20 protein-coding genes are annotated in these 22,013 nt (G+C 69.6%); 13 read left to right on the forward strand and 7 right to left on the reverse strand.

Annotation, left to right across the window (positions count from 1 at the left end; genetic code table 11):
• Positions 1-3: 3 nt before the first annotated feature.
• The gene (locus FEK34_RS06215; RefSeq protein WP_249358812.1) at positions 4-1,827 is read right to left on the reverse strand and encodes a sensor histidine kinase; all 1,824 of its coding nucleotides are present in this window, start codon (positions 1,825-1,827) and stop codon (positions 4-6) included.
• Positions 1,828-1,992: 165 nt separating this feature from the next.
• Here FEK34_RS06215 and FEK34_RS06220 point away from each other — a divergent pair, with 165 nt between their 5' ends.
• On the forward strand, positions 1,993-2,748 hold the full coding sequence (locus FEK34_RS06220) for a sigma 54 modulation/S30EA ribosomal C-terminal domain-containing protein (protein ID WP_138446850.1): 756 nt from the start codon (positions 1,993-1,995) through the stop codon (positions 2,746-2,748).
• 3 nt (positions 2,749-2,751) lie between these two features.
• Here FEK34_RS06220 and FEK34_RS06225 read toward each other — a convergent pair whose 3' ends face one another.
• Positions 2,752-3,384 carry a response regulator transcription factor gene (locus tag FEK34_RS06225; RefSeq protein ID WP_138446851.1) on the reverse strand — a complete coding sequence of 211 codons (633 nt, stop codon included), beginning with the start codon at positions 3,382-3,384 and terminating at the stop codon, positions 2,752-2,754.
• Positions 3,385-3,583: 199 nt separating this feature from the next.
• On the opposite strand from FEK34_RS06225, the gene uvrA reads away from it, so the two are divergent.
• Positions 3,584-6,511 carry an excinuclease ABC subunit UvrA gene (gene uvrA, locus FEK34_RS06230; protein WP_138446852.1) on the forward strand — a complete coding sequence of 976 codons (2,928 nt, stop codon included), beginning with the start codon at positions 3,584-3,586 and terminating at the stop codon, positions 6,509-6,511.
• 54 nt (positions 6,512-6,565) lie between these two features.
• Here uvrA and FEK34_RS06235 read toward each other — a convergent pair whose 3' ends face one another.
• The 3 genes from FEK34_RS06235 to FEK34_RS06245 all read right to left on the reverse strand — a co-directional run bounded on the left by FEK34_RS06235 (position 6,566) and on the right by FEK34_RS06245 (position 8,779).
• Entirely contained in the window at positions 6,566-7,270 is a 705-nt protein-coding gene (locus FEK34_RS06235) for an alpha/beta fold hydrolase (RefSeq protein WP_138446853.1), read from the reverse strand.
• A gap of 612 nt (positions 7,271-7,882) precedes the next feature.
• Entirely contained in the window at positions 7,883-8,224 is a 342-nt protein-coding gene (locus tag FEK34_RS06240; protein ID WP_048833249.1) for a DUF1844 domain-containing protein, read from the reverse strand.
• A 33-nt stretch (positions 8,225-8,257) separates the two neighbouring features.
• On the reverse strand, positions 8,258-8,779 hold the full coding sequence (locus FEK34_RS06245; protein WP_138446854.1) for a DinB family protein: 522 nt from the start codon (positions 8,777-8,779) through the stop codon (positions 8,258-8,260).
• Between the two features lie 373 nt (positions 8,780-9,152).
• On the opposite strand from FEK34_RS06245, the gene infC reads away from it, so the two are divergent.
• The 4 genes from infC (at position 9,153) to FEK34_RS06265 (ending at position 11,456) form a co-directional block, all read left to right on the forward strand.
• Positions 9,153-9,806 (forward strand): translation initiation factor IF-3, encoded by a 654-nt coding sequence (gene infC, locus FEK34_RS06250; RefSeq protein ID WP_081505581.1) that lies wholly within the window; start codon positions 9,153-9,155, stop codon positions 9,804-9,806.
• 61 nt (positions 9,807-9,867) lie between these two features.
• Entirely contained in the window at positions 9,868-10,062 is a 195-nt protein-coding gene (rpmI, locus tag FEK34_RS06255; RefSeq protein WP_014350368.1) for a 50S ribosomal protein L35, read from the forward strand.
• A gap of 102 nt (positions 10,063-10,164) precedes the next feature.
• Positions 10,165-10,545, forward strand: coding sequence for a 50S ribosomal protein L20 (gene rplT, locus FEK34_RS06260; RefSeq protein WP_011208447.1), 381 nt, complete (start codon positions 10,165-10,167; stop codon positions 10,543-10,545).
• Positions 10,546-10,649: 104 nt separating this feature from the next.
• On the forward strand, positions 10,650-11,456 hold the full coding sequence (locus tag FEK34_RS06265) for a TrmH family RNA methyltransferase (protein ID WP_138446855.1): 807 nt from the start codon (positions 10,650-10,652) through the stop codon (positions 11,454-11,456).
• A 57-nt stretch (positions 11,457-11,513) separates the two neighbouring features.
• On the opposite strand, the gene FEK34_RS06270 is transcribed toward FEK34_RS06265, so the two are convergent.
• Positions 11,514-12,071 carry a TetR/AcrR family transcriptional regulator gene (locus tag FEK34_RS06270; protein WP_249358813.1) on the reverse strand — a complete coding sequence of 186 codons (558 nt, stop codon included), beginning with the start codon at positions 12,069-12,071 and terminating at the stop codon, positions 11,514-11,516.
• Between the two features lie 103 nt (positions 12,072-12,174).
• Between FEK34_RS06270 and FEK34_RS06275 the strand changes: the two genes are divergently transcribed.
• The 6 genes from FEK34_RS06275 to FEK34_RS06300 all read left to right on the forward strand — a co-directional run bounded on the left by FEK34_RS06275 (position 12,175) and on the right by FEK34_RS06300 (position 20,098).
• Complete coding sequence (locus FEK34_RS06275; RefSeq protein WP_138446856.1) at positions 12,175-13,704, forward strand: MFS transporter; 1,530 nt, start codon at positions 12,175-12,177, stop codon at positions 13,702-13,704.
• Positions 13,705-13,963: 259 nt separating this feature from the next.
• On the forward strand, positions 13,964-15,025 hold the full coding sequence (gene pheS / locus FEK34_RS06280; RefSeq protein ID WP_138446857.1) for a phenylalanine--tRNA ligase subunit alpha: 1,062 nt from the start codon (positions 13,964-13,966) through the stop codon (positions 15,023-15,025).
• Between the two features lie 30 nt (positions 15,026-15,055).
• Positions 15,056-17,557, forward strand: a complete 2,502-nt coding sequence (pheT, locus tag FEK34_RS06285) for a phenylalanine--tRNA ligase subunit beta (protein WP_138446858.1) — start codon at positions 15,056-15,058, stop codon at positions 17,555-17,557.
• A gap of 135 nt (positions 17,558-17,692) precedes the next feature.
• A complete protein-coding gene (locus tag FEK34_RS06290) occupies positions 17,693-18,463 on the forward strand; it encodes an alpha/beta hydrolase (protein WP_138446859.1) in 771 nt (256 codons plus the stop codon).
• 58 nt (positions 18,464-18,521) lie between these two features.
• Positions 18,522-19,019, forward strand: coding sequence for a PspA/IM30 family protein (locus FEK34_RS06295; protein ID WP_138446860.1), 498 nt, complete (start codon positions 18,522-18,524; stop codon positions 19,017-19,019).
• Between the two features lie 47 nt (positions 19,020-19,066).
• On the forward strand, positions 19,067-20,098 hold the full coding sequence (locus FEK34_RS06300; RefSeq protein ID WP_138446861.1) for a hypothetical protein: 1,032 nt from the start codon (positions 19,067-19,069) through the stop codon (positions 20,096-20,098).
• Positions 20,099-20,107: 9 nt separating this feature from the next.
• On the opposite strand, the gene FEK34_RS06305 is transcribed toward FEK34_RS06300, so the two are convergent.
• Positions 20,108-20,629, reverse strand: a complete 522-nt coding sequence (locus tag FEK34_RS06305; protein ID WP_138446862.1) for a copper chaperone PCu(A)C — start codon at positions 20,627-20,629, stop codon at positions 20,108-20,110.
• A gap of 314 nt (positions 20,630-20,943) precedes the next feature.
• On the opposite strand from FEK34_RS06305, the gene FEK34_RS06310 reads away from it, so the two are divergent.
• The gene (locus FEK34_RS06310) at positions 20,944-21,930 is read left to right on the forward strand and encodes a GlxA family transcriptional regulator (RefSeq protein WP_138446863.1); all 987 of its coding nucleotides are present in this window, start codon (positions 20,944-20,946) and stop codon (positions 21,928-21,930) included.
• Positions 21,931-22,013 lie beyond the last annotated feature (83 nt).

Here is a 22,013-nt window from a genome sequence, read left to right on the forward strand (position 1 = left end):
GACTTAGGGCAGCGGGGCGGTCCAGCACAGCCGGGTCCCCGGCAGCGCGTCCGCGCTCTCGGCGCGGGAGTGCCTGGCCACCGCGGCGGTGACGGTGAACCGGCCCGCGGCCTCCTCGGCGCGCTGCTCGAGATTGCGCAGGCCGCTGCGGATGACGTGGTTCGGCACGCCCCAGCCGTTGTCGGTGACCACGATGGTCAGGTCGTCGGACACCCCGATATCGACGGTGACGGTGTCGCCGCCGGAATGGCGCACCGCGTTGCTCACCGCCTCCCGCACCACCGCCTCGGCGTGGTCGGCCAGCTCGGGTTCGAGCACCGACAGTGGCCCGGAGAACTGCACGGTGGCCCGGATCGTGGTGTCGGCGGTCTGCTGGCGGATGGCGTGTTCGATGCGCTGCTGCAACCGCGCGCTGTCGGCGCCGCCGTGCAGGTCGAAGATCGATGTGCGGATCTCCTGCACGACCTCCTGCAGATCGTTGATCACCCGGGAGAGCCGGTCGCGGACCTCGGGCACCGTGGCCCGCGGCACCGCACCCTGCAAGGTCAGCCCGATCGCGAACAGCCGCTGGATCACGTGATCGTGCAGGTCGCGGGCGATGCGATCGCGGTCGGCGAGGATGTCGACCTCACGCATCCGTCGTTGCGCGTCGGCCAGCTGCATGGCCAGCGCCGCCTGGTCGGTGAAGGCGGCGGTGAGCTCGACCAGCTCGTCGGAATACGGCGCGGAGCCGGCGCGGCGCACGGTGACCAGCGTGCCGTGGGTGGCGTCCGGGGTGCACAGCGGCAGGATCAGCGCGGGACCGGGGGAGGGCAGGGTGATGCCGAGCGTCACCTGCCCGGCGTCGTCGAAGCGCAGCGGGGTGCGGCGGCCGAACGCCTCACCGACGGCGGTGCCGGTCAACGGGATCGGATGCCCGGCCCGGCGCGCGTCCGGACCGGACCAGTGCGTGATCAGTAGTTCGCTGACGTCGCCGGGACCGGCCGCGGCCAGGAAACACAGTTGCGAGCCGGTCAGCGCCCGCGCATGGTCGACCACGCGTTCCAGTGCCTTGCCCGGTGTGCCGACGGCGAGGAATTCGGTGGCGACGTCACGGGTGGCCTCGATCCATTCCTGCCGGGTGCGCGCCGACTCGTAGAGGCGCGCGTTGTCGATCGCGATGCCGGCCGCCGCGGCCAGCGCCTGCACCAGCACCTCGTCCTCGGCCGTGAACGGCTGTCCGCCGGACTTCTCACACAGGTAGAGGCTGCCGAACACCTCGTCGCGGATCCGGACGGGCACGCCGAGGAAGCTACGCATCGGGGGATGATGTGCCGGGAACCCGACCGAGGCCGGATGGTCGGTCAGATCGTCGAGCCGCAGCGGCGCCTGCTGGGCGAAGACCGCCCCCAGCACCCCGTGGCCCGCGGGGAGACGGCCGATCCTGGCCCTGGTCTCGTCGTCGATGCCCTCGGCCACGAACTGGAAGACCTTGCCGCTGTGTTCGCGCACGCCGAGCGCGCCGTAGCGGGCGTCGATGAGGGTGGTCGCGGTCCGGACGATCGCGCTCAGCGTGTCGTCGAGATCGAGGCCGGAGGTGACCGTGAGCATGGCCTCGATCAGCCCATCCATCCGGCCGCGTGAATCGGCCGACACCTCGACCCGGTCGCTGACCTCGGCCAGCAGCTCGCGCAGCCGCTGCTGGTAGAGCGCCCCGCGCACGGCGGGCGGGCCGACGCGTTCCTTCGGCGCCTGGTGGGCCGGTGCGTCCGGCGTGGCGGTGTGGCGCGATCGGGGGTCGCGGGCGGCCGGGGACCTGCGGCGGTGGGCTCCGGTCTGCTCGGCCATCTCGGCTTCCTTGTCGTCTGCGCGCGCCGCGGCCCGTCCCCCAGCGGCGGTCCGATGCGGCGTCGAACCCATGCTATGGCGCGATCGGGGACTTTCGGCCCTGTTCGTGATCTCCGCGTGATGGTGGCATATCCGCACGGCGAGAATAGAAAGCAGGGGTTTCCTATGAATTCGCTGGAGCTGTGGGACACCGCGACCGAGCCCGACCTCGCGGTCACCACCCGTGGTGCGGTACCACCGGCCGACGTGACCCGTGCGGTGCGGGCCATCGGGCGGGTACTGCGCCGTCACCATCTCGACGCGGCCGCGCACGTGCGTGTCACCGCGCCGGCCGACGCCGATCAGCCGACGGTCGTGCAGGCCAATATCCATTGCCGCGACACCCGTACGCGGGTGCAGGTGCCAGGTCCGCGCGGTTTCGCGGTCACCTTCGCCGCCGAACGGCTGGACCGCCAGATCGCCCGGCTCGGCGCCGACCCGATGCCGCGGCTCTGGCCGGACCCGGCGCGGCCGCCGCTGGCCCGGGTCACCGAACAGCGCCCGATCACCCGGCGCAAGGACTATCCGCTGCTGACCGGCACCCCGGCCCAGGCGATCGAGGTGCTCGACGCGATGGACTACGACGTGCACCTGTTCACCGACGCCGAGACCGGCGAGGAGGCGGTGGTGCACTGGATCGACCCGGACGGGGTGCACATGATCCGCCAGCACACCACCGAGCCCACCGGATCCTCACCTGCGCCGATGGCGCTCACCGTCGACGCCGCGCCCGCGCCGCGCCTGGACGAAGGCGACGCCGCCACCCAACTGTGCTGGCGGGGCCTGCCGTTCCTGTTCTATACCGATGCCCGCACCGGCCGCGGTCATCTGCTCTACCGCCGCTACGACGGCGACCTGGCCCTGGTGCGCCCGGCCCGCTAGCGCCTACCGCTCGCCGAGCTTGGTGGCCAGCACCGCGGCCTGGGTGCGCCGCTCCACGCCGAGCTTGGCGAGCAACCGGGAGACGTAGTTCTTCACCGTCTTCTCCGCCAGGAACATGCGCGCGGCGATCTGCCGATTCGTCAGCCCCTCACCGAGCAGGGTCAGCAGCTTGCGTTCCTGCTCGGTGAGCCCGGCCAGCGGGCCGTCGTCCTCGGTGCTGCGCCGCAGCCGCGTCCGCAGGGCCGCCGCCGCGCGGGTATCGAGCAGCGAACGGCCCGCGCCGACCTCCTTGACGGCGTCGGCGAGCTCCATCCCCTTGATGTTCTTCACCACATATCCGCTGGCGCCGGCGAGGATCGCGTCGAGCATGGCCTGATCGTCGGTGTAGGAGGTCAGGATCAGGCAGCGTAGATCGTCGAATTCGGCGAGCAGGTCGCGGCACAGCTCGATGCCGTTGCCGTCGGGTAATCGCACGTCCAGCACCGCCACTCGGGGACGCAGCGCCCGGATGCCGATCATCGCCGAGGCGACGTCGCCCGCCTGGCCGACGACGGTGAGCTCCGGATCGCTCTCCAGCAGGTCGATCAGGCCGCGGCGGACGATCTCGTGATCGTCGACCAGGAACACCTCGAGCACAGCCGACTCCTGTTCGTTTGTCTACCCTGGTCAAGGTAGCTCGCCGAACGGCTGTGGGGGATGGCCGAAAGTCATCTGGCGGGCCTCGACCCTCGCCCGGGAAAACTTGTCGGTGGTCCGGCCTAGCATGGCCGCCGGGGACATATCGGCATGCCAGAACCCGGTACGCGGGATATCGAAGAGAGAAGGGACCCACCTGGTGGCGGAACGCCTCACCGTGCGCGGAGCTCGGGAGCACAACCTCAAAGGGGTCGATCTCGACCTGCCCCGCGACAGCCTGATCGTCTTCACCGGGTTGTCCGGCTCGGGCAAGTCGAGCCTGGCCTTCGACACCATCTTCGCCGAAGGCCAGCGGCGCTATGTGGAGTCGCTGTCGGCGTACGCACGCCAGTTCCTCGGGCAGATGGACAAGCCCGACGTCGATTTCATCGAGGGGCTCTCGCCCGCGGTGTCGATCGACCAGAAATCGACCAACCGCAACCCGCGCTCCACCGTCGGCACCATCACCGAGGTCTACGACTACCTGCGTCTGCTCTACGCCCGCGCGGGCACTCCGCACTGCCCGGTCTGCGGTGAGCTCATCGAGAAGCAGACCCCGCAGCAGATCGTCGACCAGGTACTCGCCATGGAGCCGGGCATCAAATTCCAGGTGCTCGCGCCGGTGGTGCGCACCCGCAAGGGTGAGTTCGTCGACCTGTTCGACCAGCTCAACACCCAGGGCTACGCGCGCGTGCGGGTCGACGGCGTGGTGTATCCGCTCACCGATCCGCCGAAGCTGAAGAAGCAGGAGAAGCACGACGTCGAGGTGGTCGTGGACCGCCTGGCCGTCAAGCCCGGTTCCAAGCAGCGGCTCACCGACTCCATCGAGACGGCGCTGCGGCTGGCCGACGGCATCGTGGTGCTCGATTTCGTCGACCGCGACGAACACGCCCACGACCGCGAGCGCCGTTTCTCCGAACGGCTGGCCTGCCCCAACGGCCATCCGCTCGATATCGAGGATCTCGAGCCGCGCTCGTTCTCGTTCAACTCGCCCTACGGCGCCTGCCCGGACTGCACCGGACTCGGCATCCGCAAGGAGGTCGATCCGGAACTGGTCGTGCCCGATCCCGATCTGAGCCTGGCCGAGGGCGCGATCGCGCCGTGGTCGCGTGGGCAGACCGCCGAATACTTCACCCGGCTGCTGTCGGGTCTGGCCGAAGCGATCGGTTTCTCCATGGACACGCCCTGGCGTGAGCTGCCGGTGAAGGCTCGCAAGGCGGTGCTCGAGGGCAGCTCAGACCAGGTGCACGTGTCCTACACGAACCGGTACGGCCGCAAGCGCTCCTATTACGCCGATTTCGAAGGCGTGATGCCGTTCCTGCAACGGCGCATGGAGAACACCGAGTCCGAGCAGATGAAGGAGCACTACGACGGGTACATGCGCGATGTGCCGTGCCCGGTCTGCAACGGTGCCCGGCTGCGTCCGGAGATCCTCGCGGTCACCCTCGCCGCCGATGGCGAGCGCAAGTCCATCGCCGAGGTGTGCGATCTGTCCATCGGCGACTGCTCGGCATTCCTGAACGCACTCACCCTGGGCGAGCGGGAGGCGGCCATCGCCGGGCAGGTGCTCAAGGAGGTGCAGGCACGGCTGGGCTTCCTGCTCGACGTCGGCCTGGAATACCTGACGCTCTCGCGCGCCGCGGCCACCCTCTCCGGCGGTGAGGCGCAGCGCATCCGGCTGGCAACCCAGATCGGCTCCGGCCTGGTCGGCGTGCTGTATGTGCTCGACGAGCCGTCCATCGGCCTGCACCAGCGCGACAACCGCAGGCTCATCGAAACGCTGACCAGGCTCAAGAAGCTCGGCAACACCCTGATCGTGGTCGAACACGACGAGGACACCATCCGCGCCTCGGACTGGGTGGTCGACATCGGCCCGCTGGCCGGTGAGCACGGCGGGCAGGTGGTGCACAGCGGGCCCTATCAGGAGCTGCTCACCGACCCGAACTCGCTGACCGGGGCCTACCTGTCCGGTCGTGAGCAGATCGAGGTGCCGCTCGTGCGTCGCCCGGTCAACAAGAAACGCCAGGTCACCGTGGTGGGGGCGAACGAGCACAACCTGAAGGGCATCGACGTCGCGTTCCCGCTCGGCGTACTCACCGCCGTCACCGGCGTGTCCGGCTCGGGTAAGTCCACCCTGGTCAACGACATCCTCGCCACCGTGCTGGCCAACCGGCTCAACGGCGCGCGGCAGGTGCCGGGCCGGCACACCCGGGTCAACGGGCTCGACCACCTGGACAAGCTGGTGCAGGTGGACCAGTCACCGATCGGGCGCACCCCGCGCTCCAACCCGGCCACCTACACCGGCGTGTTCGACAAGATCCGCACCCTGTTCGCCGCCACCACCGAGGCCAAGGTGCGCGGGTACCAGCCGGGCCGGTTCTCGTTCAACGTCAAGGGCGGTCGCTGCGAGGCCTGCTCCGGCGACGGCACCCTCAAGATCGAGATGAACTTCCTGCCCGACGTCTACGTCCCGTGCGAGGTCTGCCACGGCGCCCGCTACAACCGGGAAACCCTCGAGGTGCACTACAAGGGCAAGACCATCGCCGAGGTACTGGACATGCCGATCGAGGAGGCCGCCGAATTCTTCGAGCCGGTCACCTCCATCCACCGCTACCTCAAGACCCTCGTCGACGTGGGTCTGGGATATGTGCGGCTCGGCCAGCCGGCGCCCACGCTCTCCGGTGGTGAGGCCCAGCGCGTCAAGCTGGCCGCCGAGTTGCAGAAACGTTCCACCGGGCGCACGGTCTACATCCTCGACGAGCCGACCACCGGCCTGCATTTCGAGGACATCCGCAAACTGCTGGTCGTCATCAACGGACTGGTCGACAAGGGCAACACGGTGATCGTCATCGAGCACAACCTCGACGTCATCAAGACCTCGGACTGGGTGATCGACATGGGTCCCGAGGGCGGCTCCGGCGGCGGCACGGTCGTCGCCCAGGGCACACCGGAGGACATCGCCGCGGTGCCCGACAGCTACACCGGGCAGTTCCTGCGCGACGTGCTCGACAAGCCTGCCGCGCCCGCGGCGGTCAAGCCGAAACGCGCGACCAAGCGGGTCGCCAAGAAGGCGGCCGCGGTCGGCTGACGGCTCGGGTGGCGGCAGGTTCCCGGCCGCCACCCGGCCTCGTGTGCCGGCCGGTCAGCGCTGGGCGATGGTGTGGATCAGTTCGGCGAGCTCGTGCGGCTTGGACCACATGGGCCAGTGGCCGGTGGGCAGGTCGACGTATTCGGCGTCGATGCGGGCCAGCTCCGCGAACATCGGCATCTCGCCTTCGTCGCGCAGCTTCCGCACCACCTCGGCGGTGAAGGTATTGCAGATCACCGTGGTCGGGATCTGCCGGCCCGCGGGCTGGTCGCTGAGGCGGAGCGGCGCCGCGGCGACCGCGGTGGGTTCGGAGACCGCGCGGGCCCGGAAGGTCGCCAGGGCCGCCTCGTCGAGTCCGGCGAGGTTGTCGCCATCGGCTTCCAGCTCGCGCCACTCGGGCAGCGGGTACTCGCGGGCGGCGAGGTCGAGTTCGGAGTTGAGCACGAAACCGTTGGGCAGCGGCGCGCTGTCGACGTAGATCGCCCGGGAGAACCGCTCCGGCGCCTGATCGCAGGCCAGATAGGCGGCCGCGCCACCACCGGAATGCGCGACGAGCACCGCGGTCTCGCCGCCGGCGGCCGCGACGATGGCCTCGGCCTGCCGTTCGAGGGTGGCCTCCAGCCGGTCCGCGTCGTCGGGGTCGAGGCCGGGCAGGGTCAGCGCCAGCACGTCGTCACCGTGGCGGCGCAGATCGGCCGCGACCTCGTCCCACGCCCATGCGCCCAACCAGAAACCGGGAACCAGAAGTATCCGTGCCATCCCGAGAGCATCGCATGCCGGACCAGGGGCAGGACACGCGATTGCCGTTCGGCTCATGAAATGTGGTGTGCGACACTGATTCGCCTTGATGGTCGCCAGTGCCGCAGTTGTCCCGCAGCGGAGGCTGCATCCATCGCGGGCGGCCGGACGAATTTGCCGGAAATCCACCCTAAAAGTGAAACACGCGTGTGTAGGATCTGCGCAACCGCGCCGGACAGGCTCGAGCGCGGTGATGGACAACCGGCCACGGCCTGCGGCGCATCGGGTGTGCGGTGCCGGCTCGATACGGCCGGTGCGAACGAAAGGAATGCCCGCCATGGAAGGCGTCGACATCGGGGCCCTGATCACTCAGATCCTCGGATTTCTGAGCAGCGGCTCGTCTCTCAACTACACCCCGGGCACGCCTGCCTGAGCGCGGATCCACCGAAAGGAACCACCCATCATGAACTCTGGAAGCGCTGGCCTCGGCGACATCTTCACCGCTATCGCCAACATGCTGAGCACCGGCTCGGCCATCTCGGTGACGCCCGGGATGTGATCGACGAACGAAGGCCGGGTCCCGCTGAACATGCGGGACCCGGCCTTCGTGGCGTCCGGTGCGATGACCTCGCGTCAGTACACCGGCCCGGTGTACTTCTCGCCCGGCCCCTTGCCCGGCTCATCCGGATGCGCCGACGACTCGCGGAACGCCTTCTGCAACGACTGCAAGCCCTCGCGGATCGGTCCCGCGTGCGGGCCCAGATACTCCACCGACGCCGTCACCAGACCGGCCAGCGCGGTGATCACCCGCCGCGCCTCGTCCAGATCGCGGCGGCTGCTGGTCTCCGGATCCTCATCGGCCAGCCCCAGCTTCTCCGCCGCCGAGCTCATCAGCATCACCGCGGCCCGGCTGATCACCTCCACCGCGGGGATATCGGCCAGTTCACGCACAGAGCTGTCGGGCTGTTCAGTCATGGCTATCAGGCTAGAACCCCCGGCCTGGCCTGTTCACGCCGCCGCCCGGATCATCCGCAGCTGGCCGATCTCGGCGATGTTCTTCATGAGCTCGGCGTTCACCCATGCCGCGAGATGGGCCACGGTCAGCCCGGCGTCCGCGGGCCAGGGATAGGCGACGGGTGCGTCGAGATCGGCGTCGGTGAGTGCGGTCAACGCCGTCAGCCAGTCGGTGCGCAGCTGCCGCAGACGTTCGACGGCCGCCGCGCCCGTGCCCGGCCAGCGCACACTCTCGCGCGAGCGCAGCGCGCGGCCGCTCACCTGGTCGAGGGCGGTGCTCCACCACCAGTCGATATGCCAGGTCAGCCATCCGATGGTCGGCACCGGGACCGGATCGGGTTCGGTCTCGGCCCAGTCCGGATGCCAGACGCCGTCGGCATCGGGGCGTACGGTCCAGTTCGAAGGGGCGAACTCGGCGAGGACGTCGTCTTCGCACAGGGCGTCGAGGTGATATTCCGCCAGGGCCCAGGTCAGTTCGAATTGCCAGGTCAACAGCTCGCGACGAGAATCGGACATTGCTGGACAGTCGCACGCGTCCGGTGTGCGAGCAAGCAGGTTTTCCGCCGTGGAGGTGGCCGCACGACCCGATTGGGTTCCGCACGGCGCAGCTGCTACGCTGTTCTGCGACGACCGCCCTGGGTGGTTCGTGCGTGTAGCCGGGAACGGCGCGCACACGACGATGCCGGGGCAGATAAGTGGAGCCCGACTCCCACCGCTGCCGACGAGTATTCGTACGGACAACGGTCCGGTCGCCCGCCATACGGCGGGTTCCCGCATTGCTCTCGATGCGGGATCGCAGGTGTGATCACCTGCGATGATCGGTCGACCTCGGGCCTCGTAGCGGGAAATACCGCGACGGGGCCTTTGTGTTGAACAAGGGGTTGCAGTTATTGCCTGCGGTCGTCCGACGACACCGCTTGACCTAGGAGGCCCCATCAGCACTGAGACCCGCATCAACGATCGCATCCGCGTTCCCGAAGTCCGCCTCATCGGACCCGGCGGTGAACAGGTTGGGATCGTGCGTGTTGAAGATGCACTACGCGTCGCTCTCGAAGCCGACCTCGACCTGGTCGAGGTGGCCCCGGATGCCAGACCGCCGGTCTGCAAGATCATGGACTACGGCAAGTTCAAGTACGAGACCGCGCAGAAGGCGCGCGAGTCCCGTAAGAACCAGGTCCAGACCGTCATCAAGGAGCAGAAGCTCCGTCCCAAGATCGACGACCACGACTACGAGACCAAGAAGCGCAACGTGGTTCGCTTCCTCGAAGCCGGGTCCAAGGTCAAGGTCACGATCATGTTCCGGGGTCGTGAACAGTCCAGGCCCGAGCTCGGTTTCCGGTTGTTGCAGCGGCTGGCCTCCGACGTCGCGGAGTTGGGTTTCGTCGAGACCTCGGCCAAGCAGGACGGCCGGAACATGACCATGGTCCTCGCGCCGCACAAGGGCGCGAAGACGCGCGCCAAGGCGCAGCAGGACTCGGCCGCCCGCCCGCAGCCGAGCGCCGCGGGACAAGCGGAGCAGGCCGAGCAGGCCGGCCCGCAGTAAGACCGATCAGAACGCCGGTGGTCCACGCGCGACCACGGGCACGAGACAGATTGAGGAATCCATGCCGAAGATGAAGAGCCACAGCGGCGCCTCGAAGCGATTCAAGGTGTCCGGCAAGGGCAAGCTGCTGCGTCAGCAGGCGAACCGTCGTCACTTGCTCGAGCACAAGCCCACGCGCCGTACTCGTCGTCTGGACGGCAAGGAGGTCGTCGCGCCCGCCGACGTCGCTCGCGTGAAGAAGCTGCTCGGTATCTGATACCGCCGCACAGGCACGCTCGCGCGTTCCGATCACGGACGCCGACCAATCCGACAACACCCGGGCGCCCGCACGCGCCCCCCGATCGAACAGGACTGACCAGTGGCACGCGTCAAAAGGGCCGTCAACGCTCAGAAGAAGCGCCGTTCCATCCTCGAAGCCTCCAAGGGCTACCGCGGCCAGCGCTCGCGGCTGTACCGCAAGGCCAAGGAACAGCAGCTGCACTCGCTCACCTACGCCTACCGGGACCGCCGGGCGCGCAAGGGTGACTTCCGCAAGCTGTGGATCGCCCGCATCAACGCCGCCGCGCGGCTCAACGACATCACCTACAACCGCTTCATCCAGGGCCTGAAGGCCGCCGGTGTCGAGGTCGACCGTAAGAACCTCGCCGAGCTGGCCGTCTCCGACGCCGAAGCCTTCGCCGGCCTGGTCGCCATCGCCAAGGCCGCGCTGCCGCAGGACGTCAACGCCCCGGCCGCCTGAGCCGGGTGCCGTGACTCGCGGACCTCTTCCGGAACGACCCGTGGACGCGCTCACCGAGCGCAACCCACGGGTCGTTCTGTGCTCTCGGATCCCGGCGGGCGGCCATGACCGCTGACGGGATCGACGTGCGCAACCCGCGGATCGTGTCCGCGGTCAAGCTCCATCGCGCGGCGCAGCGCCGCAAGACCGGCCTGTTCCTGGCCGAAGGCGCCAATTCGGTGACCGCGGCCCTGGAGACCGGGCGGGTACGGGAGCTGTTCTACTCGGCTGCCGCTGCCACCCGCGAGCACGAACTCATCGCGGGCGCCGCCGCCCAGGGGGTGCGGACCACGCTGGTGAGCGATCGCGCCGCGCAGGCGCTGGGGGAGACGGTGACGCCGCCGGGGCTGGTGGCGGTGTGCGAGACGCTCGATGTCGAACCGGCCGCGATCCTGGCCGCCGAGCCGCGCATGCTGGCCGTTCCGGTCGAAATGGCCGACCCGGGGAACGCGGGCACCCTCATTCGCGTGGTCGACGCCGTCGGCGGTGACGGGGTGCTCCTCGCCGGTGATTCCGTGGACCCACACAACGGCAAATGCGTGCGTGCCGCGGCGGGCAGCCTGTTCCATGTGCCGATCGCGCGCAGCCGGGATGTGGGCGCCACCCTCGATGACATCGCCGCCGCCGGGATCACCATCCTGGCGACCGCCGCGAACGGTGAGGTCGAACTCGACGAGGCCGACGAGCTGTTCACCGGACCGGTCGCGTGGCTGTTCGGCAACGAAGCCCACGGCCTCGATCCGGTGGTCGCCGCCCGCGCCGACCACCGCGTGCGCATTCCCATCCGCGGGCGCGCGGAAAGCCTGAATCTGGCCACCGCCGCCTCGATCTGCCTCTACGCGAACTCCCGGGTGCGTTACCGGCAGCAATGACGTGCCGACCCGCAGTTCTGTGACTGTCCGCGGCGGGCAAAGGCGTCCGGCGCGCCCTCAGTCACCGAACGTCCCCAGATCCTCCAGAATCTCGGCCGCCCACGGCGCAGGCACCGCATTCGGCCCCGCCACCTGCATCGACGTCATCACTGTCAGGAGCATGCCGGTGGCCATGAACCGGCGGACCTCGGTGGTCGACGCACCGGTCAGCTCCCGCGCCAGATCATAGATCTGCCCGAAGCGCGTCCTGGTCTGCTCGCCGATCACCGGGTCGGCACTGGCGGCGAAGCCGTGCAGGAGCAGCTGGAGCAGTTCGCGTTCGGCGAGAAACGTGCTGTAGCCGCGGCCCAGTGTCGCCGCGGTGGGATTCGGATCGGTCGCCGCCGCGTCGCGGAACACCGTCTCGATCCGGTCGCACACCCGGTTCAGCGCCGCAAGGAACAGCTGCTGCTTGGTGCCGAACAACCGGATCACATATGGCTGCGAGACCCCGGCCCGCCGGGCGATGTCATCGGTTTTCGTTGCCGCATAACCGGTTTCGGCGAACGCCTGGACCGCCGCCGTGAGCACTTGCTCGCCGCGCTCGGTTGCGCTCATCCGCGTCTTGGCCGTCACAGTGCTCCTGTTCGTCTCGGGCGCCCCTACCGATTGACATGTTATCAGTCGATGCATACTCTTCTGGATATTAGTTATCAGTCGATTACAACAAGGGCTGGACATGACCGAAATACTCACCACGGCGCCCGCAGCGCCACCGTCGCCCGGCATCGGCAAGCAGGGCAGTCGTCCGTTGGCCGCGGTGCTCGCCGCGGTCGGCATCCCGACCTTCATGGTCACGCTGGACAACCTCGTCGTCACCAACGCACTACCGGTGATCCGGGCCGAACTCGGCGCCTCGCTCGCCGACCTGCAATGGTTCGTCAACGCCTACACGCTGGCCTTCGCATCGCTGCTGCTCACTGCCTCCGCAGTCGGTGACCGGCTCGGGCGCAGGCGTATCTTCCTGGCCGGCATCGCGCTGTTCACCCTCGCGTCCGCGGCCTGCGCCGTGGCCGCCGAGCCCTGGCAGCTGATCGCCGCCCGCGCCGTGCAGGGCTTCGGGGCGGCCGCGGTGATGCCGCTGTCGCTGACGCTGCTGTCGGCGGCGGTGCCGGAGAAGATGCGCAGCGCCGCGATCGGCATCTGGGGCGGGATCACCGGCCTCGGCGTGGCGCTGGGTCCGGTGGTCGGCGGCGCCGTCGTCGACGGACTGAGCTGGCAGTGGATCTTCTGGATCAATGTGCCGATCGGCCTGCTGGCCCTGCCGTTCGCGGCCCGGATCCTGGACGAATCGCGCGGCGGTGCGCGCCGTCTCGACCCGCTCGGGCTGGTGCTGGCCTCGGCCGGCGTGCTCGCGGTGGTGTGGGGCGTGATCCACGGCGACGAGGACGGCTGGACCTCCTTGGGCGTGCTCGCCGCGCTGCTCGGCGGCGCGGTCCTGCTCGGCTGCCTGATCGCCTGGGAATTGCGCACACCGGATCCGATGCTGCCGTTGCGGCTGTTCCGATCGCGGGCCTTCCGAGTAAGCAATACGACGGGCTTCACCTTCTCGGTCGGCGTCTTCGGGTCGATCTTCCTGCTGGCGCAGTATTTCCAGGTGGTGCAGGGGCTCGACCCGCTGGCTGCGGGCATCCGCACCCTGCCGTGGACGATGGCCCCGATGGTCGTTGCGCCTATCGCCGGGCTGATCGTCGACCGGGTCGGCGCACGGCAGCTGCTGGCCGCCGGACAGGCCTCGCTGGCGGTGGCGCTGGCCTGGATGGCCACCGTCATCAGCGTCGACGCGAGCTACAGCGCCTTCGTCGGGCCGTTCCTGCTCGGCGGCCTCGGCATGGGCCTGACCTTCGCCCCCAGCGCCACCGTGGTGATGGCCGCCGCCGACCCGGAGGACCGCGCGATCGCCTCGGGCACCAACAACACCGTCCGCGAGGTCGGCGTCGCGATGGGCGTCGCGGTGCTGGCGTCGGTGTTCGCCTCCCACGGGTCCTACCTCGACCCGCAGAGCTACGTCGACGGCCTGATCGCGGCGGTTTGGGTGGGCGCCGCCATCGTCGCGGTCGGTGCGTTCGTCGCGCTGCTGTTGCCCAGCCGGATCGAACCGGCGGGAGTTGCCGAAGCGACCGGCCGGAAGGCCGCAATCCGGGACGCGCGGTCGGCCGGAGCTTCCTCGCCGGCCGCGAACGGCGAAATGCCCGTCGGCGTCGCCTGACCTCCGACCCGACATGCCCGGTGGCCCACGACGGCCACCGGGCAGCGGTGTGCCTGTCGCACAGGCCGCCACACCGCCCGGGCTGCCGAGTCGGCGCGTCGACCAGCGCTGCGTCGCCGCTACCACAGCACCCGCGCCCGGCACCGGGTAATCCGGATGAATCCCCCGATCCGCATCGCATACGATTCGACCAGCAGCAATGTGGGTAAGGAATGGTCCGCACCCGGAGAACCGATCCCCAGGGGAGAGACGAACGATCGTGGGCGACGACAACAGCGCAGTCGAGCAGAACGCCTCGCTGACCGAGGAGGCATTGGCCGCGGCCGCGGCGGCGGCCGAGAAGGCGTTCGCGGCGGCCGCCGATCTGGATGCGCTCGCGGTCGCCAAGACCGAGCACATCGGCGGCAAGTCGCCCATTGCGCTGGCCCAGCGTGCCCTCGGCACACTGCCGAAGACCGAGAAGGCCGATGCGGGCAAGCGCGTCAATGTGGCCCGCACCCGGGTCTCGGAGGCCTACGAGGCGCGGCGCGCGGCGCTGCTGGCCGAACGCGACGCCGCGGTGCTGGTCGCCGAGAGCATCGACGTCACCCTGCCCGCGCGCAGGCAGCCGGTCGGCGCGCGGCATCCGATCACCGTCATCTCCGAGCAGATCGCCGACGTGTTCGTCGCGATGGGCTGGGAGGTCGCCGAGGGGCCGGAGGTGGAGACCGAGCACTTCAACTTCGACGCGCTCAACTTCCTGCCCGACCATCCCGCGCGCACCATGCAGGACACCTTCCACATCGCGCCCGAGGGGTCGCGGCAGGTGCTGCGCACCCACACCTCGCCGGTGCAGGTGCGCTCGATGCTGGAACGCGAGCTGCCGATCTATGTCGTGTGCCCGGGCCGCACCTTCCGCACCGATGAGCTCGACGCCACCCACACCCCGGTCTTCTCGCAGGTCGAAGGACTGGCCGTGGACAAGGGCCTGACCATGGCGCATCTGCGCGGCACGCTCGACGCGTTCGCCCGCGCCCTGTTCGGCCCCGAGACGCGGACCCGTATGCGCCCCAACTACTTCCCCTTCACCGAGCCCTCCGCCGAGGTCGACGTGTGGTTCCCGGACAAGAAGGGCGGCGCGGGCTGGGTCGAATGGGGCGGCTGCGGCATGGTCAACCCCAAGGTGCTCATCGCCAGCGGGATCGATCCCGAGGAGTACAGCGGTTTCGCGTTCGGCATGGGCCTGGAGCGAACCCTCCAGTTCCGCAACGGCATTCCGGATATGCGCGACATCGTCGAGGGCGACGTGCGGTTCACGCTGCCCTTCGGTATCCGGTCCTGACCACCTTCGATCGAGAGAGCGAAACGTCAAGTGCGAGTAGCGCAGTCCTGGCTGACCGACATCATCGCGCGCACCGCCCCCGAGTGGTCGGTGACGCCCGAGGAACTCGACGCCGGATTCGTCCGCGTCGGCCTCGAGGTCGAGGAGGTCGACACCCTGCAGCGGGTCGGCGGTGAGATCGACAAGCCGCTGGTGGTCGGCCGCGTCCTGGAGATCACCGAACTGACCGAGTTCAAGAAGCCGATCCGGTTCTGCAAAGTCGACGTCGGCAATCCGGAACCGCAGGAAATCGTCTGCGGCGCCCGCAATTTCGCCGTCGGCGATCTGGTGGTCGTGGTGCTGCCCGGTGGTGTGCTGCCCGGCGGTTTCGCCATCTCCTCGCGCAAGACCTACGGTCACGTCTCCAACGGCATGATCTGCTCGGTCGCCGAACTCGGTATCGGCAAGGACCATTCGGGCATCCTGGTGTTCGAGCCCGGTACCGCCGAGCCCGGCGCCGACGCCAACGAGCTGCTCGGTCTCGACGACACCGTCATCGAGCTCAACATCACCCCCGACCGCGGCTACTGCTTCTCGGTGCGCGGCCTGGCCCGCGAGCTGGCCTGCGGTTTCGACCTGGAATACGCCGATCCGGCGGTGCGCACGCTGCCCGACGACGAGGCCGACGCCTGGCCGGTGCGGCTGGAACCGGAGTCCAAGTGCACCCGTTTCGCGGTGCGCCGGGTCACCGGGATCGACCCGAACGCGGTGAGCCCGTGGTGGTTGCAGCGGCGGCTGCTGCTGTCGGGGGTGCGGCCGATCTCGCCCGCGGTCGACGTCACCAACTACGTGATGCTGGAACTGGGCCAGCCGCTGCATGCTTTCGACGCCGCCAAGCTGACCGGTGGCCTGGTGGTGCGGCCCGCGCACGCGGGGGAGACGCTGCGCACCCTCGACGACACCGAGCGCACCCTCGATGCCGAGGATGTGGTGATCGCCGACGATTCCGGCGTCATCTCGCTGGCCGGTGTGATGGGCGGTGCCAGCACCGAGGTGTCGGCCGAGTCCACCGATATCGTGCTCGAGGCCGCGACCTGGAATCCGCTGCTCGTCTACCGCACTGCGCGCAGGCACAAGCTGGTCTCCGAGGCGAGCAAGCGCTACGAGCGGGTGGTCGATCCGGAGATCAACGTCGCCGCGCTCGACCGCGCCGCCACACTGCTCGCCGAGATCGCCGGCGGCACCATCGAATCCGCGCTCACCGACATCCGGGTGCCGCTGCCGGCGACCGAGCCGATCCACATGGACATCGATCTGGCCGACCGGGTGGCAGGCGTGACCTACCCGACCGGCACCTCCGCGCGGCGGCTGGCGCAGATCGGCTGCACCGTCGAGGTCGACGTGCCCGAGACCGGCCACGGCCAGCTCGTGGTCACCCCGCCGAGCTGGCGGCCCGACCTGGCCCAGCCCGCCGACCTGGTGGAGGAGGTGCTGCGGCTGGAGGGTCTCGAGCAGATCCCGTCGGTGCTGCCCGCCGCGCCGGCCGGTCGTGGCCTGACCCCGACCCAGCGGCGGCGTCGCGCGGTGAGCCGCGCACTGGCCTTCGCCGGGGCGGTCGAGGTGCCGCCGCCGGTGTTCCTGCCCGCCGGGGTGTTCGACACCTGGGGCCTGGACGCCGACGATCCGCGCCGCACCACGACCACGGTGCTCAACCCGCTCGACGTCGAGCGGCCCGAACTGGCCACCACGCTGCTGCCCGGCCTGCTCGAGGTCGCCGGACGCAATATCTCGCGCGGTGCGAAGGATCTGGCCATCTACGGCATCGCGCAGGTCGTGCTGCCCGGGCCGGATACCCGCCCGGTCGACCCGCTGCCGGTGGACCGGCGCCCGACCGACGACGAGGTCGCCGAACTGCTGGCCTCGCTGCCCGACCAGCCGGTGCACGTCGCCGCCGTGCTGAGCGGACGCCGGGAGCCGCGCGGACCGTGGGGTGAGGGCCGCCCGGCCGAGGCCGCCGATGCCTTCGCGCTGGCCGACGCGGTCGCCGATGCGGCGGGCGTGGTCATCGAACGCCGGGCCGGGGCCTATCTGCCGTGGCATCCGGGCCGCTGCGCCGAACTGGTGGTCGAGGGCGTGGTCGTCGGGCATGCCGGTGAACTGCACCCGGCGGTGCTGGAGCGTTCCGGGTTGCCGCCGCGCACCTGCGCGTTCGAGCTGAACCTGGACGCACTGCCGTTGCGTGAGGCTCGTCCGGTGCCGGTGGTTTCGCCGTTCCCCGCAGTGCTGCAAGACGTTTCGGTGAGCGTGGAGAAGGCCGTACCGGCTGCCAGGGTGGAGTCCGCGCTGCGCAGCGGCGGCGGCGAACTGCTCGAAGACATCACGCTGTTCGACGTCTACGAGGGCGCGCAGGCCGGTGAGGGCCGCAAATCGCTCACCTACGCACTGCGGTTCCGCGCCCCGGACCGCACCCTGACCGAGGACGAGGCCAGCGCCGCGCGCGATGCGGCGGTATCGGCGGCGTCGGAGGCGGTCGGCGCGGTCCTGCGCGGATAACGCCATCGTGTCCACGGCCCGGCCTGCCGTCGATCGGCAGCCGGGCCGTTGCGCTCTTCGGTGCGGGCAGGTCAGATCGGTCTCGATGTGCCCGGCGTACTGAGGACCGGCTGCGGATGCGGTAGGAACGAGAACATGCGACACCCGGCAACCCCCGTCCTCAACGCGCTGGCCTTCCAGCCGCAACCGCGGCGCATCGAACAGACCCCGGCCCTGCTCGAGCTGGATTACGCCGAACTGTCCATCCCCACCGCCGACGGCCAGACCCTGCACGGCTGGTGGGTGCGCGCGCCGCGCTCGATCGGGCATGTGCTGTTCGCCCACGGCAACGGCGGCAATATCGGGGACCGGGTACCCATGTACGCGCTGCTGGCCGACGCCGGCTTCGACGTGCTGGCCTTCGACTATCGCGGCTACGGCCACAGCACCGGGCGCCCGAGCGAACGCGGTACCGCACTCGACGCGCGGGCCGCGCGCACCATCCTGCTCGACCAGCCGGGCGTGGACCCCGAGCGAGTGCTCTACCTCGGGGAATCGCTGGGCGGGGCGGTCATGCTCGAGCTGGCGCTCGCCCACCCGCCCGCCGGACTGATCCTCATGTCCACCTTCACCGGACTGCGAGACGCGGCCAGGGCGGTGTACCCGTTCCTGCCGCCGCCGTTCATCCCGGACGCCTACCCGAGCCTGCGCCGCATCCCGGAACTGCGCGCGCCGCTGCTGACCATGCACGGCGACCGCGACGAACTGCTGCCGCTGCGGCACGCGCGGATGCTGTACGAGGCGGCCCCCGAACCGAAGGAGCTGGTGATCTACCCCGGCGCGGGCCACAACGACATCATCGCGCTGGCCGCCGGGCACTGGATCGACACCATCGGGCGCTGGGCCCGCACGGTGTGCCCGACCTGACCGGCTGCACCGGCCTCGAAGGCCCGGCGATCGGCGCCGACCTGCGTAGCCTGTGGGTATGAGCGAGTTCACCGAGATCTCCGCGCGATTGGCCGAGCTGTCCGATGCCGATCTGCTGGCCGTCATCCGTATCGCCACGGCGGGCCGGGCGGCGCTCGCTCCGGTGCATGAGGCCGCGGTGAACATGCCCGCCGAAACCGGTCATACCCACCCTCATCCCGATGTGTCTCCTCCCACTGTGATAGGCGCTGACTATGAGTCGGCTCCGGTGGCTCCGGTATCCGACCAGGTCGGAGACGTTTCGGCGGTACCGCCGGTACCGGGTTCGCTGGGCGGTGTGGCGACCGCCGGATATTCCTCCGGCGGCGTACCTACTTTCGAGTCAGTTCGGGATAAAGTCGAGCAGCGCTACGGCACTGCGCAGGGGATGAGTGAGCTCGATCGGCAGACCCCCGCGGGCCGCAGCGCCGACGAACAGTGGCAGGCGCGCGAAGAGGCCGCGCGTGAGCGCCTGGAGCAGATCCGGAAATCGTTGCGCGACAACGACGACGAGTAAACCGATCCGTGGTCTGGCCGGCGCCGGACAACGAATGGGTGGACCAGATGACCGAGCCGCGCGATATCGCCGAACGGCTGCTCGACGCTCAGGTGGAATTCCTGCTCGCCGAGGTGAGCGGCGACCGATTCAGCGAAGTCGTCGCCCGCGATGTGGCGGCGGTGCTCGAGGTGGCCGACACCATCGTCTTCCGGGACGTGGTGTCGATCGAACAGGCCGAGGCCACCGTCGCCACCGTCATCGATCTCATCGGCGGCAGTCCGGTGATCGCCGATATGGTCGGCGTCTTCGCCGACGCCATCTACGACAACATCTCCGGCAGCCACGACTACACCCTCGGCCAGGTCGTCGAGCGGGAGCCGGTGGAGGCGCTGCTGGAGAAGATCTTCGCCATGCACCAGGCCCAGGAACGCATCCTGGACCGGCTCACCGAGAGCCCGCTGGTGGCCACGGTTGCCTCGAAGTTCGTCGACAAACTGATCAACGACTTCATGCAGGCCAACCGGGAACGCGCCGAGAAGATCCCCGGCGTCTCCTCGCTGATGTCGCTGGGGCAGTCGGCGGCCAACCGGGCCAAGAAGGTCGCCGCCGACAACACCTTCATCGGCGATATGGCGGGCAAGGGCGCGCTGTTCGCGCTGCGCCGCACCAACAACGCGATCCGCGAAATGCTGCGCGATGCCCCGGTGCACGGTGCGGCGATGGAGTTCTGGGACCTGCACGCCGATGAGCCGGTGAGTGGCCTCCGCGACTACCTCACCCAGAAGGATCTGCGCGAGCTCGTGCTCATCTGCTACGAGATCGCGGTGACCACCAGGGAGAAGGAGTACTTCGGCCTGCTCGTCGACGAATGCGTGCAGGTCTTCTTCACCAAGTACGGCGACTACACCCTGGCCGCCATGCTCCCCGAACTCGGCCTCACCCCCGACGACATCAGCACCGAGATCCTGCGCTACGGCCCCGCGGTGATCGAGGCGGCCAAGAAGAACGGGGTGCTCGCGGGGCTGATCCGCGAGCGGCTGGAACCGTTCTACCTATCCGATCAGGTCCTCGGCATCCTGGGCGGCGCCGAGAGCTGATCGCTACGTCTACTCCGAGAGCTGCGTCGGGCAGGAGTCGATCGGGACGGCGAAAGTGACCGCACCCGACCGGTCGAAGGTGAACGTCATCTCGACATGCTTACCGGGCCGCACGGCATCGGCCGGATCCATCAGCATCACCCGGATCGGTTCGTCGGGCGCCGACGGCGGACGCACCTGCTCGACCGGCTGACCCGCGGTCAGCATGGTTTCCGGACGCAGGGTCAGCTGCTCGGGGGTGGCCTGGATACGGACCGATTCGGCGGCCGGGGTGTCGATGGAGACCAGGCGATCGGCGTCGGCCGGGCTGTTGTTGACCGCCGCGAACGCCAGCATCGCCGGTGCGTCGGCCTGGATGACGCACTGGCCGGGCACCACCGCGGGCACGATGTGGACGTTGCGCAGGGTGATGTCGCCGGTGCGCGCTTCGCTGCCGGCCGCATGCGAACTCGATTCTCCCGGTGCGTCTGTGCCGCATCCCGCTGTCAGTAGCAGGGCCGCGAGGGCCGCAAGGGTTGCTCCGCGTCTCATACCGCCGGGATAACCGGATCGGGCGCGCTCAACCAGGTGTAGCTCGCTCGGTGGCGGCTCGGTCGGCGCGGGCGGGGTGGCCGGGCGGCACGGGCAGGCCGTGACGCACCCGTGAGAACGCGTCCACGCCGCCGGCGATCTGGCGGACGGTACTGCGCAGCGCCCGGCCGGCTCGGCGGCTCCGGTCTCGTGCGCGGCGCAGCGGCCTGGAGGACTGCGTGGATGGCGTGAGAGTGGACATGACTCGACGATCGCACTGCCCGCCCGGCGCCGCGAGTGGCAGAATCGACACAAAGTGATGGGATTTTGCCACTATGAACGATCAGGCCGACACCCCGCGCAGGCCCTCCATCGCGGTCCCGCTCGTCGACGGAATGACGTTGTTCGAGATCGGCATGCCGCTGGAAGCCCTTGGATACGACTGGGATCCGGGCGCACCGCCGCTGTATGAGGTGACGCTCTGCGGCGATATGCGCGGCGTCCGCACCCACACCGGCGCGCGCCTGCACCCGCAACGTCCGCTGAGCGCGCTGTCGACCGCGGACACCGTACTGGTTCCCGCCGTGCCACCGGGCCGCTCCGTCGGTGCGCCGCTGGTGCGGCACCTGCGCGCCGCCGCCGAGCGCGGTGCCCGCATCGCCGCACTGTGCACCGGGACCTTCGCCCTCGCCGCGGCCGGGTTGCTCGATGGCCGCCGGGCCACCACGCACTGGCGGCACGCAGCGCTGCTACAACGGATGTACCCGGCCGTCGAGGTCGACGCACGCGCCATCTACCTCGAAGACGACGGCATATTCACCAGCGCGGGGTCGGCCGCCGGACTGGATCTGTGCCTGCACCTGATCCGCCGGGATCACGGCGAGCGCGCGGCCAACACCATCGCCCGCAACCTCGTCATCGCCGCGCACCGCGACGGCGACCAGGCCCAGTACGTGCACGCCGAACCGCTCGACGAGGCCGCCGCCTGGCTCGACGAGCTGCGCACCTGGCTGCGCGGGCAGCTGCGGCGCTCGATCACCCTCGCCGACCTCAGCCGCGCCGCGAACATGTCACCGCGCACGCTCGCGCGGCGCTTCGACCGCGATATCGGCACCACCCCCATGCGCTGGGTCGCGGCCGAGCGCCTCGCGGTGGCCAGGGAACTGCTCGAGACCACCGATTTCACGGTCGACCGGATCGCCTCGCAGGCCGGCTTCGGCTCACCGGTCACCTTCCGCTCGGTCTTCACCCAGGACGTCGGCATCTCCCCGAGCCGCTATCGAGCGAAGTTCGCGACCGGCGCTCAGCGCACCCGGTCCTAGACCGCGGGGGACACTCGGCGATGCCCAGCGCCTGCCCCAGTCGGTCTTGTCATCGGCGGCGGTTCATCGGGTGCGGGTAGTGC

Origin of the sequence: Nocardia cyriacigeorgica, from assembly GCF_005863245.1 — a bacterium.
GTDB lineage: Bacteria > Actinomycetota > Actinomycetes > Mycobacteriales > Mycobacteriaceae > Nocardia > Nocardia cyriacigeorgica_C.

Coding starts and splice junctions, on each gene's coding strand:
- FEK34_RS06215 (WP_249358812.1), bottom strand. CDS start 1,827: ATGGCCGAGCAGACCGGAGCCCACCGCCGCAGGTCCCCGGCCGCCCGC.
- FEK34_RS06300 (WP_138446861.1), top strand. CDS start 19,067: ATGACCGAGCCGCGCGATATCGCCGAACGGCTGCTCGACGCTCAGGTG.
- FEK34_RS06265 (WP_138446855.1), top strand. CDS start 10,650: ATGACCGCTGACGGGATCGACGTGCGCAACCCGCGGATCGTGTCCGCG.
- FEK34_RS06240 (WP_048833249.1), bottom strand. CDS start 8,224: ATGACTGAACAGCCCGACAGCTCTGTGCGTGAACTGGCCGATATCCCC.
- FEK34_RS06220 (WP_138446850.1), top strand. CDS start 1,993: ATGAATTCGCTGGAGCTGTGGGACACCGCGACCGAGCCCGACCTCGCG.
- rpmI (WP_014350368.1), top strand. CDS start 9,868: ATGCCGAAGATGAAGAGCCACAGCGGCGCCTCGAAGCGATTCAAGGTG.
- FEK34_RS06305 (WP_138446862.1), bottom strand. CDS start 20,629: ATGAGACGCGGAGCAACCCTTGCGGCCCTCGCGGCCCTGCTACTGACA.
- FEK34_RS06235 (WP_138446853.1), bottom strand. CDS start 7,270: ATGGCACGGATACTTCTGGTTCCCGGTTTCTGGTTGGGCGCATGGGCG.
- FEK34_RS06245 (WP_138446854.1), bottom strand. CDS start 8,779: ATGTCCGATTCTCGTCGCGAGCTGTTGACCTGGCAATTCGAACTGACC.
- FEK34_RS06295 (WP_138446860.1), top strand. CDS start 18,522: ATGAGCGAGTTCACCGAGATCTCCGCGCGATTGGCCGAGCTGTCCGAT.
- FEK34_RS06290 (WP_138446859.1), top strand. CDS start 17,693: ATGCGACACCCGGCAACCCCCGTCCTCAACGCGCTGGCCTTCCAGCCG.
- FEK34_RS06310 (WP_138446863.1), top strand. CDS start 20,944: ATGAACGATCAGGCCGACACCCCGCGCAGGCCCTCCATCGCGGTCCCG.
- FEK34_RS06275 (WP_138446856.1), top strand. CDS start 12,175: ATGACCGAAATACTCACCACGGCGCCCGCAGCGCCACCGTCGCCCGGC.